Source organism: Streptomyces sp. NPDC032721, assembly GCF_055579625.1.
Map to the genome: position 1 here is coordinate 359,245 of NZ_JBVIMX010000006.1, position 11,340 is coordinate 370,584.

Genomic DNA, 11,340 nt, shown 5'->3' on the forward strand with positions numbered 1-11,340 from the left:
GCGGCCATGGATCTGGAGACCTTCCGCAAGCTGGCGTCCGACCGCCGCGTCATCCCCGTCAGCCGCCGCCTCCTCGCGGACGGCGACACCCCCGTGGGGCTCTACCGCAAACTGGCGGCCGAACGCCCCGGCACCTTCCTCCTGGAGTCCGCCGAGAACGGCCGCTCCTGGTCCCGCTACTCCTTCGTCGGCGTCCGCAGCTCCGCCACCCTCACCGCCAGGGACGGCGAGGCCCACTGGCTGGGCACGCCCCCCGTCGGCGTACCCACCGGCGGCGACCCCCTGTCCGCGCTGCGCACCACCGTCGAGACCCTGCACACCCCCCGCGACCTGGCCGGGGACCTGCCGCCGTTCACCGGCGGCATGGTCGGCTACCTCGGCTACGACATCGTGCGCAGGCTGGAGAAGATCGGCGAGCACGGCAGCGACGACCTGAAGCTCCCCGAGCTGACCATGCTGCTCACCTCCGACCTCGCGGTCCTCGACCACCGGCACGGCACCGTCCTGCTGATCGCCAACGCGATCAACCACAACGACCTCGACACCGGCATCGACGAGGCGTACGCGGACGCCGTGGCCCGCCTCGACGCGATGGAGGCCGACCTCTCGCGGGCCGTGCCGACCGCCCCCGCCGTACTGCCGCCGTCCGAGGTCCCCACGTACACCGAGGGCTGGGGCGGCGAGCAGTACCAGGCCGCCGTCGAGGACATCAAGGAGCGCATCCGGGCGGGCGAGGCCTTCCAGGTCGTCCCCTCGCAGCGCTTCGAAACCCCTTGCCACGCAAGCGCGTTGGACGTCTACCGGGTGCTGCGGGCGACCAATCCCTCCCCGTACATGTACCTCTTCCGCTTCGACGGTTTCGATGTCGTCGGCTCCAGCCCGGAAGCCCTCGTCAAGGTCGAGGACGGGCACGCGATGGTCCACCCCATCGCCGGTACGCGGCACCGGGGCGCCACCCCGCAGGAGGACCAGGCGCTCGCCGACGAGCTGATGGCCGACCCCAAGGAGCGCGCCGAGCACCTGATGCTCGTCGACCTCGGCCGCAACGACCTGGGCCGGGTCTGCGAGCCGGGCTCGGTGGAGGTCGTCGACTTCATGTCCGTCGAGCGCTACTCGCACGTCATGCACATCGTCTCGACGGTCACCGGAAAGGTCGCCGAGGGGCGTACGGCCTTCGACGTCCTGACGGCCTGCTTCCCGGCCGGGACGCTCTCCGGGGCCCCCAAGCCGCGCGCGATGCAGATCATCGAGGAGCTGGAGCCGAGCAGGCGCGGACTGTACGGAGGCTGCGTCGGCTATCTCGACTTCGCCGGCGACTCCGACACGGCCATCGCCATCCGCACCGCCCTGCTGCGCGACGGAACCGCATACGTGCAGGCCGGAGCGGGTGTCGTCGCCGACTCCGACCCGGTGTCCGAGGACACCGAGTGCCGCAACAAGGCCGCCGCGGTGCTGCGCGCGGTGCACACGGCCAACCGGCTCGGGGGCGAGCGGAGGGTGTGAGGGATAGTGGGGGTGTGAGCGCCGTACCCCCCGCACCCCAGACCCCCACCTCCCAGACCCCCGCACCCGAGGAACCCGGAGCCGGCACCCCGGCAGCCGGGCCCGCGCCGGGCAGGCGGGGCGGCAGGCGCAGTCTTGCCGCCGCGCTGCTGCTCGGCGCGCTCGGTGCGACCGTCGTCCTGATCTCCTCCGGGCAGATCTGGACCTCCGGCACCGCCTCCGCGACCGTCGCCGGCTTCGGCAGCAAGACGCTCGAAGCGGACGGCCAGACCATCACCGGTGCCCCCGCCGCCCTCGCGATCGTCGGCCTGGCCGCACTGGTCGCCGTCTTCGCCGTCCGCCGGGCGGGCCGCGTACTGGTCTCCGCACTGCTGGCGCTGAGCGGCGCGGGCACCGTGGCCGCCGCGCTCATCGGCGCGGGCGACCACAAGGCACTCGACGAACAGGCCGCCAGACTCTCCGGCGACCTGGCCGCCACCGTCGACGCGGTCACCCGAACGGGCTGGCCCTACGTCACCGCGTTCGGCGGGCTGCTGCTCCTGGCGGCCGGCCTGCTGGCACTGCGCTTCGGCGGTACGTGGCCGGGGATGGGCGGCCGCTACGAGCGCGACGGCGGGCCCCGTACCCGTACGCAGGCCCGCAAGCCCGTCGACCCGGAGCGCCCCGAGGAACTCTGGAAGGCACTGGACCGGGGCGAGGACCCGACCGCCCGCGAGGGCGCGGAGGCCCGCGGAGCCACGGACGCCCCGACGCGCGAAGGGTGACCCCAAGTCACGCGCGGTGCCCGGGTGGGGAACAATGAGTGCGAGCATCTCGTAGCTGAAGAGTTGAAGACAACAAGGAGCACCTCATGGCCAGCCGCGGACACCACGGACACACCCCGGCCGCCTGGACCGGCGTAGTCATCGCCTTCATCGGCATCTGCGTCTCCAGCGCGTACATGGTGATGGCCAACTCGGTCGGCTTCTGGATCGGCATCGGCGTCTCGCTGGTCGGCGGTCTGGTGGGGCTGGCGATGCGCGGTGCCGGGCTGGGCATGCCCAAGGAGTCGGCGGCGCTCACCGAGGCGCGTGCGGCGGCCGGGCGCGTCCAACTGCAGCAGCAGTAGTCACGCCGTACGGCGCGGGCACGAGGCGCGGTCCCTCCGGGGGCCGCGCCTCTGCGCGTCCGTGACCCGGCGGGGCGCCGCTATAGGGCGGCTCCAGGGGATTGCGGGATACTCGGGGAGTGGATGCCACCCCATCGGTTCAGCCGTCTGCTCAGCCGCCCGCCCAGCCGGACGTCCGGCCCGACCTCGCCCGCAGGCCCGCGCCCTCCCTCGGGCGGCGGCTGCTCGCGCCCCTCGGCACGCTCGCCGGGGTGGTGGCCGCCTTCGTCTACGTGGGGGCGGTCGACCCCAATGAGGCCGGGCACTATCCGACCTGTCCGCTGCTGGCCACCACCGGGATCTTCTGCCCCGGCTGCGGCGGGCTGCGCAGTGCCCACGCGGTGGCGCACGGGGACCTGGCCGGGGCGCTCGGGGCCAACGCGATGGCCGTCGTCGGGTATGCGGCCTTCGCCGTGTTCATGGTGGTGTGGATCACCCGGGCGGTACGGGGGCGGACCATGAGGTTCGCGCTCACCCCCGTGCAGTGGTGGGTCCTGGGCGGGGTCTTCGCGCTCTTCAGTGTTGTCCGGAATCTGCCGTTCGGGTCCGCGCTCGCACCCTGAATGCCCAGGTAGTGGGATTGCCGTCAACCGGATGCGGGTCCTTCGCCCTCGTACGGATACCATCGCTTGTGGCCGATCCTGGCCCTCCATCACCGTCCCGGAAGGGGGCAGCTCGCGTGAGTGTGCTCGACGAGATCATCGAAGGCGTACGCGCCGACCTCGCAGAGCGGCAGGCACGTGTCAGCCTGGAGGAGCTCAAGGAGCGGGCTGCCAAGGCGCCCGCCGCCAAGGACGGTGTCGCGGCCCTGCGCGGCGACAGCGTCAAGGTCATCTGCGAGGTCAAGCGGTCCAGCCCCTCCAAGGGCGCGCTCGCGGCCATCGCGGACCCGGCCGCCCTCGCCGCCGACTACGAGGCGGGCGGCGCCGCCGTCATCTCCGTGCTCACCGAGGAGCGCCGCTTCGGCGGTTCGCTGGCCGACCTGGAGGCCGTCCGGGCCAAGGTCGACATCCCGGTGCTGCGCAAGGACTTCATCGTCACCGCGTACCAGCTCTGGGAGGCCCGTGCGTACGGTGCCGACCTGGTGCTGCTGATCGTCGCCGCGCTGGAGCAGGACGCGCTGGTCTCGCTCATCGAGCGTGCCGAGTCCATCGGTCTCACCCCGCTGGTCGAGGTGCACGACGAGGACGAGGTGGACCGCGCCGTCGCCGCCGGAGCGAAGATCATCGGTGTGAACGCGCGCAACCTCAAGACCCTCAAGGTCGACCGGGGCACCTTCGAGCGCGTCGCGCCGGAGATCCCCGGCCACATCGTGAAGATCGCCGAGTCGGGCGTGCGCGGACCGCACGACCTGATCGCGTACGCCAACGCCGGTGCGGACGCCGTGCTGGTGGGCGAATCGCTGGTCACCGGACGCGACCCCAAGTCGGCGGTCGCCGACCTGGTCGCCGCCGGCGCCCACCCCGCGCTCCGGCACGGACGGGGCTGACCCACCGCCATGACTCCCCACGCCCGTCTCGCCCGCGGCTGCCGCCCTCGCGGCTGCCGCGCGCCCGCGCGACGGGTGCGGGGCAGGCGGGTGCGGTACCACATCGGCTCCGAGCCGGGTCAGATCAACGGCATGCGATGGCGTCGCTGAAACGTCGTTCCCGACGTTTCGCACAGTGACACCATTTCCGGGTGGCCCCGATTCCGGGTGACACCTGGCAATTCCCCTCGATTCACGCATTACGTTACGAGGAGTTTCGGCATGCCCAGCGAGTTCTTCATTCCCGACCCCCAGGGTCAAGTCCCCACCACCGAGGGCTACTTCGGTGACTTCGGCGGCAAGTTCATCCCCGAGGCACTGGTCGCCGCGGTCGACGAGGTGGCCGTCGAGTACGACAAGGCCAAGGCCGACCCGGCGTTCGCCGCCGAGCTCGACGACCTGATGGTCAACTACACCGGCCGTCCCAGCTCGCTCACCGAGGTACCGCGCTTCGCCGGACACGCGGGCGGCGCCCGGGTGTTCCTCAAGCGCGAGGACCTCAACCACACCGGCTCGCACAAGATCAACAACGTGCTCGGCCAGGCGCTGCTGACCAAGCGGATGGGCAAGACCCGGGTCATCGCCGAGACCGGCGCGGGCCAGCACGGCGTCGCCACCGCGACCGCGTGCGCGCTCTTCGGCCTCGAATGCACCATCTACATGGGCGAGATCGACACCGAGCGCCAGGCGCTGAACGTGGCCCGGATGCGGATGCTCGGCGCCGAGGTCATCGCCGTGAAGTCCGGTTCGCGCACCCTCAAGGACGCCATCAACGAGGCGTTCCGCGACTGGGTCGCCAACGTCGACCGCACCCACTACCTCTTCGGCACGGTGGCAGGACCGCACCCCTTCCCGGCGATGGTCCGCGACTTCCACCGGGTGATCGGCGTCGAGGCGCGCCGCCAGATCCTGGAGCGGACGGGCCGCCTCCCCGACGCGGCGGTGGCGTGCGTGGGCGGCGGCTCCAACGCCATCGGCCTGTTCCACGCCTTCATCCCCGACACGGACGTCCGTCTGGTCGGCTGCGAGCCCGCCGGGCACGGCATCGAGACCGGCGAGCACGCGGCCACCCTGAGCGCCGGTGAGCCGGGCATCCTGCACGGCTCCCGGTCGTACGTCCTCCAGGACGAGGAGGGCCAGATCACCGAGCCCTACTCGATCTCGGCGGGCCTGGACTACCCGGGCATCGGCCCCGAGCACTCGTACCTCAAGGACATCGGCCGGGGCGAGTACCGCGCGGTCACCGACGACGCGGCCATGCAGGCACTGCGGCTCCTCTCCCGCACCGAGGGCATCATCCCGGCCATCGAGAGCGCCCACGCGCTCGCGGGCGCGCTGGACCTCGGCAAGGAGCTGGGCAAGGACGGGCTGATCCTGGTCAACCTGTCCGGGCGCGGCGACAAGGACATGGACACGGCGGCCCGTTACTTCGGGCTGTACGACGGCAGCGAGGGGGACGCGAAGTGAGCGGGAACGTAAGGCTGTTGGACGAGACCCTCGCCGCCGCGAATGCCGAGGACCGGGCCGCGCTGATCGCGTACCTGCCCGCCGGTTTCCCCACCGTCGACGGTGGCATCGAGGCCGTCAAGGCGGTCGTCGCGGGCGGTGCGGACGTGGTCGAGGTCGGGCTGCCGCACAGTGACCCGGTACTGGACGGTCCGGTCATCCAGACCGCCGACGACATCGCCCTGCGCGGCGGCGTCAAGATCGCGGACGTGATGCGCACGGTGCGCGAGGCGCATGCGGCGACCGGGGTGCCGGTGCTGGTGATGACGTACTGGAACCCCATCGACCGCTACGGCGTCGAGCGGTTCACCGCCGAACTGGCCGAGGCGGGCGGCGCGGGCTGCATCCTGCCCGACCTGCCGGTCCAGGAGTCCGCGCTGTGGCGCGAGCACGCCGAGAAGCACGGCCTGGCCACGGTGTTCGTGGTCGCGCCCAGCAGCCAGGACGCGCGGCTCGCGACGATCACGGCGGCGGGTTCGGGCTTCGTGTACGCGGCGTCGCTGATGGGTGTGACCGGGACGCGCGAGTCCGTGGGCGAGCAGGCGCAGGACCTCGTACGGCGGACGAAGGCGACGACGGAGCTTCCGGTGTGCGTCGGGCTCGGCGTCTCGAACGCCGCGCAGGCCAAGGAGGTCGCGGTCTTCGCGGACGGGGTCATCGTCGGTTCGGCGTTCGTCAAGCGGATGCTGGATGCCGAGGATGAGGCGGCCGGGCTGCGCGCGGTGCGCGAGCTGGCGGCGGAACTGGCGGCGGGGGTCCGGCGGGACGGCTGACGGGCCGGTCGGCGGACTGTCCGGCGACCTTCCTATGGACGCGTAACTTTAAGGTTCCGTAGTCCATTTGAGTGGATTCACGGCCGGGGTGGCACATCGGTGCCGCCCCGGTTCGTTGCTGCGGGTGTGAGCGAGAAGAACACTGAAGGCAAGCGAACCGCGCGAGAGCGGCTCATCCAGGAGCGCGAAGCACAGAAGTCGCGCGACAAACGACGGCGCATGCTGATCGTCGCCTCGGCGGTGGTCGGTGTCCTCGGCCTCGCCGCGGTGGCCGGCGTGGTCGCCGCGAACAGCGGCGACAAGGACAAGGGCGACAAGGCCTCGGACGCCGGTCCGGTGGCGACGCCCGCCGGGGCCGTCGGGGAGGGCAAGGTCGCCATCCCGGTGGGCAGGACGGACGCCCCGTCGCTGCTGACGGTCTACGAGGACATGCGCTGCCCGGCGTGCGGGGCGTTCGAGCAGACGATGCGCGCCACCGTCAACAAGCTGGAGCAGGAGGGCAAGATCCGGGCGGAGTACCACCTGGTGTCCTTCATCGACAACGCCATGCCGGGCAACGGCTCCAAGTACGCGGCGAACGCGCTGGGTTGCGCGCAGGATGCGGGCAAGTTCCACGCGTACCACGACGTCCTCTTCCAGAACCAGCCTCAGGAGAAGGACGACGCCTTCGGCAAGAAGAGCCACTTGCTGGAGCTGGCGGGGAAGGTGCCGCAGCTGCGGGGGAAGACGTTCGACGCGTGCGTGGAGAAGGAGACGTACGGGGGGTGGGTCACCAAGGTGCAGAAGGCCTTCGACGGGTCGGAGTACAAGGCGACGCCGACGGTGCTGCTGAACGGGGAGTCGATCTTCCCGCAGAAGGGGAGTGAGCAGATCTCGCCGGCGAACCTGATGAAGTGGGTGGACGAGGCGAACAAGGGGAAGCGGCTGGGGACGAAGGAACCGGTGGCGCCGGGGGCGGGTGCGCCGGTCGGGGGCGGGGCCGGGGGGCCGGGCCACTAGCCGCCCGGCGGCGGCACCGGGGCGGGTTCCGCCGCGGGCCCTTCTTCCCCCGCCCCTTCCCGGCAGGGACATTTGCGGCTGCCGCCGCGTGGGGGCGCTGCCTCGGGCGTGGGCGGTACGTGGGGTGGGGGTCCGCTGCGCGGGGCCTTTCCCCTCCCCGCCCCTTCCCGAAACTGGGGCGCTGCCCCAGGCCCCGGCCCGTGCGGGCGAGTGGGTGGGTGGGTGGGGAGGTGGCGGGCCCGGCCACGGTCGGTGGTCACAGTGCGGGTTGTTCGTGGCTGGTCGCGCAGTTCCCCGCGCCCCTGAGTACTCGTAGTTGGGCACGAGTGGTTGTTTTTGGGGGCGCGGGGAACTGCGCGAGCAACCCACCACCGGCCCGCAGGTCCGAACCCCTGGCCCCGCGGAGCGGTTTAGGTGAAGGGGTGGGGAGGGGCATCGCCCGCCGCAGGCGCGAGACATTTGCGGGGGGGGGGCTTGTTACGGAGACGTTGTCGGGTGGGTTGTCACCCGTGTGGCCCGGCAAGGTAGCGTCGACCCCGCCATGAACCTTGCCTACATCCCCAGCCCGGCAGCCGGCGAGATCCATCTCGGACCCCTCCCGCTGCGCGGCTACGCGCTCTGCATCATCATCGGCGTCTTCGTAGCCGTCTGGTACGGCAACAAGCGTTGGATCGCCCGCGGCGGTAAGCCGGGAACGGTCGCCGACATCGCCGTCTGGGCAGTGCCCTTCGGCCTCGTCGGCGGACGGCTCTACCACGTCATCACCGACTACCAGCTCTACTTCAGCGAAGGCAAGAACTGGGTCGACGCCTTCAAGATCTGGGAAGGCGGCCTCGGCATCTGGGGTGCCGTCGCCCTCGGCGCCGTCGGTGCCTGGATCGGGTGTCGGCGGCGTGGCATTCCGCTGCCGGCCTGGGCCGATGCCATGGCCCCCGCGCTCGTCATCGCCCAGGCCATCGGCCGCTGGGGCAACTGGTTCAACCAGGAGCTGTACGGGCGGGCCACCGACCTCCCCTGGGCGCTGAAGATCACCAAGGGCGACGAGCCGGGGCTCTACCACCCGACCTTCCTCTACGAGTCGCTGTGGTGCCTCGGTGTCGCCGCCGTCCTCATCTGGGCCGACCGCCGCTTCAAGCTCGGCCACGGCCGGGTCTTCGGGCTGTACGTCGCGCTGTACTGCGTCGGGCGCGGCTGGGTCGAGTACCTGCGCGTCGACGACGCCCACCACATCCTGGGCCTGCGCCTCAACGTGTGGACCGCGATCTTCGGGTTCATCCTGGCCGTCATCTACCTGGTGCTGTCCGCGCGACTGCGCCCCGGCCGCGAGGAGATCGTGGAGCCGGAGAGGGACGGAGAGGGAGATGCCGGGGCGTCCGGGAGCGGTAAGGCTTCCGGGAAGGCGGATCTGACGAAGAAGGACGGCGTCGCGTCGGACGATGCCAAGAAGGACGCGGCCACGAAGGACGCGGTCAAGAAGGACGATGCCAAGAAGGGCTGAGTTCTTGGTGGGTGTGAGGGGAGGGCCGCGTTCGCGGTCCTCCCCTTTGTGTTCCGTTGTGTTCCGTCAGGGGGCGTCGATTTCCTGGCGGTAGGGCATCGACGTCGACGCCCCGGGCCGCTGGACCGACAGTGCGGCGGCGACCGACGCCCACCGCAGCGCCTCCGGCATCGGCTTGCCCTCGCCCAGGGCCACGGCCAGGGCTCCCACGAAGGTGTCCCCTGCCGCCGTGGTGTCCACCGGCTCCGCCGGTACCGCAGGGACGAACACCGGGTCCGGGGCGCTCCGGCAGACGTAGGCGGAGCCCGCCGCGCCCAGGGTGACGACGACCTCCGGGACCTGGTCGAGGAGGGTGCGGGCGGCGAGCAGGGGGTCGTGCAGGCCGGTGAGGGCGGCGGCCTCGTGCTCGTTGGGCACCAACAGGTCGGTGACGGCGAGGAGTTCCGGCGGCATGGCGGCGGCGGGCGCCGGGGTGAGGATCGTCCGTACGCCGTGCCGGTGGGCGGCGAGCGCGCTCGCCGTGACGGCGGTCACCGGCAGTTCGAGCTGGAGGAGCAGGGCGTACGAGCCCTTGATGGCGGCCTCGTCGCCGGGGGTCAGCGCGGTGACGGTGCCGTTCGCGCCGGGGATGACGACGATGGAGTTGCCGCCGTTGTCGTCCACGACGATGTGCGCGGTGCCGGAGGGGCCCTCGGAGGTGCGCAGGAAATCGGTGCCGACGTCGGAGTGTTCGAGCGCCCTGCGCAGCCGGGGGCCGAATTCGTCCGTGCCGACCGCGCCGATCATCGTCACGGCACCGCCCGCGCGGGCCGCGGCGACGGCCTGGTTGGCGCCCTTGCCGCCCGGAACGGTGCGGAAGGCCCGGCCGGTGACGGTCTCGCCGCTCGCCGGGGCCTTGGCGGCGTACGCGACGAGATCCATGTTGGTGCTGCCGATGACGGTGAGGGGGATCGGTTCCATGGGGGATCTGTGCCACTGGGCGCCCCGTGACGACCCGTACGAACGCCGGAGTCACCCGGTCGGGCAGGTGGCCGGAGGGGCCGTCGGGAGGTGGCTGGGGAGCCTAGGAGGAAAGGAAGGTGAGGCTTTGATTACTTGGTCAACAGGCGTTCTGATCAGGTAAGTACGGCCTTCCTTGCTAGCGCAGGCTTCGAATCGTGCGTACTTTCGGGGGTGTCGGGGCATTCCCCGGCCGCTGGTTTGTACGAGGGGTGCGGGGATTTCTGTTATGGCCATCATCGAGACCGAGGCGACGCTCCACGAGGCGCACCGCGACAACCACACCCACCGTGACGTCAACGGCGGTTGGCTCCGGCCGGCCGTGTTCGGGGCGATGGACGGCCTGGTGTCGAACCTGGCCCTGATGACCGGTGTGGCCGGTGGCGCGGTGTCCCAGCAGACCATCGTCATCACCGGACTGGCGGGGCTGGCCGCCGGTGCCTTCTCGATGGCGGCGGGGGAGTACACCTCCGTGGCCTCCCAGCGGGAGCTGGTCGAGGCCGAACTCGACGTCGAGCGGCGCGAGTTGAAGAAGCACCCGCAGGACGAGATGAAGGAGCTCGCGGCGCTCTACGAGTCCCGGGGCGTCGACCCGCACCTCGCCAGGGAGGTCGCCGAGCAGCTTTCGCGCGACCCCGAGCAGGCGCTGGAGATCCATGCGCGCGAGGAGCTCGGGATCGACCCCGACGACCTGCCGTCGCCGCTGGTGGCCGCCGTCTCGTCGTTCGGGGCGTTCGCACTGGGCGCGCTGCTGCCGTTGCTGCCGTACCTGCTCGGGGCCTCCGCGCTGTGGCCCGCCGTGCTGTTCGCGCTGGCCGGACTGTTCGCCTGCGGTGCGGTGGTCGCGAAGGTGACCGCGCGTTCGTGGTGGTTCAGCGGGCTGCGCCAGCTGGCCCTGGGTGGCGCAGCCGCGGCCCTCACCTACGGTCTCGGCACGGTGTTCGGCACGATCGCCGGCTGACACCTGCCGATACCTGCTGATACCTCGGCAGACAGCCCGGCCGGTACCCCGGCTTACACCCCCTTTGGCGCGGCCTTCCAGGCCGCGCCAAAGGTCGTTTGAAGCCCTTCGAAGGGCCGGCGCGGCCGAGACCTCGGGCCCCCGAAGGGTGTGACGTACGCCCCGGCGCGGATCCGGCACACTCGCCGTAGGATGTGGCTATATGCAAGGTGTCGCATAAGTAGCCGTTACTCATCGGTTTCGTCTAGTTGACGACAGGGCATGAGCCGTAAGCGCCGCAGGCAACGATGCTTGCGCCGCTGCGGACCGGCGGATATCGATCTGTCCGCCGCAGCACCACACCTACCGCGCTGCATCCATCCACATGCACGGGGTGTCCGCATGGTGGAATGGATATTCCGCTTCCTGAGAAGCCAGCCATCATGT

12 protein-coding genes are annotated in these 11,340 nt (G+C 71.2%); 11 read left to right on the forward strand and 1 reads right to left on the reverse strand.

Annotated features, from left to right (window positions below):
• Positions 1-6: 6 nt before the first annotated feature.
• The 10 genes from ACZ5PB_RS15770 (at position 7) to lgt (ending at position 8,954) form a co-directional block, all read left to right on the forward strand.
• A complete protein-coding gene (locus ACZ5PB_RS15770) occupies positions 7-1,503 on the forward strand; it encodes an anthranilate synthase component I (protein WP_468691424.1) in 1,497 nt (498 codons plus the stop codon).
• A 14-nt stretch (positions 1,504-1,517) separates the two neighbouring features.
• On the forward strand, positions 1,518-2,267 hold the full coding sequence (locus tag ACZ5PB_RS15775) for a TIGR02234 family membrane protein (protein WP_468691425.1): 750 nt from the start codon (positions 1,518-1,520) through the stop codon (positions 2,265-2,267).
• An 86-nt stretch (positions 2,268-2,353) separates the two neighbouring features.
• Positions 2,354-2,611 (forward strand): HGxxPAAW family protein, encoded by a 258-nt coding sequence (locus ACZ5PB_RS15780; RefSeq protein ID WP_468691427.1) that lies wholly within the window; start codon positions 2,354-2,356, stop codon positions 2,609-2,611.
• 119 nt (positions 2,612-2,730) lie between these two features.
• Positions 2,731-3,213: a DUF2752 domain-containing protein gene (locus tag ACZ5PB_RS15785; protein WP_468691430.1), complete on the forward strand. Its 483-nt coding sequence runs from the start codon at positions 2,731-2,733 to the stop codon at positions 3,211-3,213.
• Between the two features lie 116 nt (positions 3,214-3,329).
• Positions 3,330-4,139 carry an indole-3-glycerol phosphate synthase TrpC gene (gene trpC / locus ACZ5PB_RS15790; protein WP_468691433.1) on the forward strand — a complete coding sequence of 270 codons (810 nt, stop codon included), beginning with the start codon at positions 3,330-3,332 and terminating at the stop codon, positions 4,137-4,139.
• Between the two features lie 9 nt (positions 4,140-4,148).
• Positions 4,149-4,289, forward strand: coding sequence for a tryptophan biosynthesis modulator TrpM (trpM, locus tag ACZ5PB_RS15795; RefSeq protein ID WP_398415682.1), 141 nt, complete (start codon positions 4,149-4,151; stop codon positions 4,287-4,289).
• A 111-nt stretch (positions 4,290-4,400) separates the two neighbouring features.
• Complete coding sequence (gene trpB, locus ACZ5PB_RS15800) at positions 4,401-5,645, forward strand: tryptophan synthase subunit beta (RefSeq protein ID WP_468691436.1); 1,245 nt, start codon at positions 4,401-4,403, stop codon at positions 5,643-5,645.
• Positions 5,642-6,457 (forward strand): tryptophan synthase subunit alpha, encoded by an 816-nt coding sequence (gene trpA / locus ACZ5PB_RS15805; protein ID WP_468691437.1) that lies wholly within the window; start codon positions 5,642-5,644, stop codon positions 6,455-6,457. The genes trpB and trpA overlap by 4 nt, the downstream gene beginning before the upstream one ends.
• 126 nt (positions 6,458-6,583) lie before the next feature.
• Entirely contained in the window at positions 6,584-7,456 is an 873-nt protein-coding gene (locus ACZ5PB_RS15810) for a DsbA family protein (RefSeq protein ID WP_468691439.1), read from the forward strand.
• 541 nt (positions 7,457-7,997) lie between these two features.
• Positions 7,998-8,954, forward strand: a complete 957-nt coding sequence (gene lgt, locus ACZ5PB_RS15815; RefSeq protein WP_468691440.1) for a prolipoprotein diacylglyceryl transferase — start codon at positions 7,998-8,000, stop codon at positions 8,952-8,954.
• Between the two features lie 66 nt (positions 8,955-9,020).
• Here the strand turns inward: lgt and rbsK are convergent, their stop codons facing one another.
• Entirely contained in the window at positions 9,021-9,914 is an 894-nt protein-coding gene (gene rbsK / locus ACZ5PB_RS15820) for a ribokinase (RefSeq protein ID WP_468691443.1), read from the reverse strand.
• A 268-nt stretch (positions 9,915-10,182) separates the two neighbouring features.
• Between rbsK and ACZ5PB_RS15825 the strand changes: the two genes are divergently transcribed.
• Positions 10,183-10,914 carry a VIT1/CCC1 transporter family protein gene (locus tag ACZ5PB_RS15825; RefSeq protein WP_468691445.1) on the forward strand — a complete coding sequence of 244 codons (732 nt, stop codon included), beginning with the start codon at positions 10,183-10,185 and terminating at the stop codon, positions 10,912-10,914.
• The last annotated feature ends 426 nt before the right edge of the window (positions 10,915-11,340 follow it).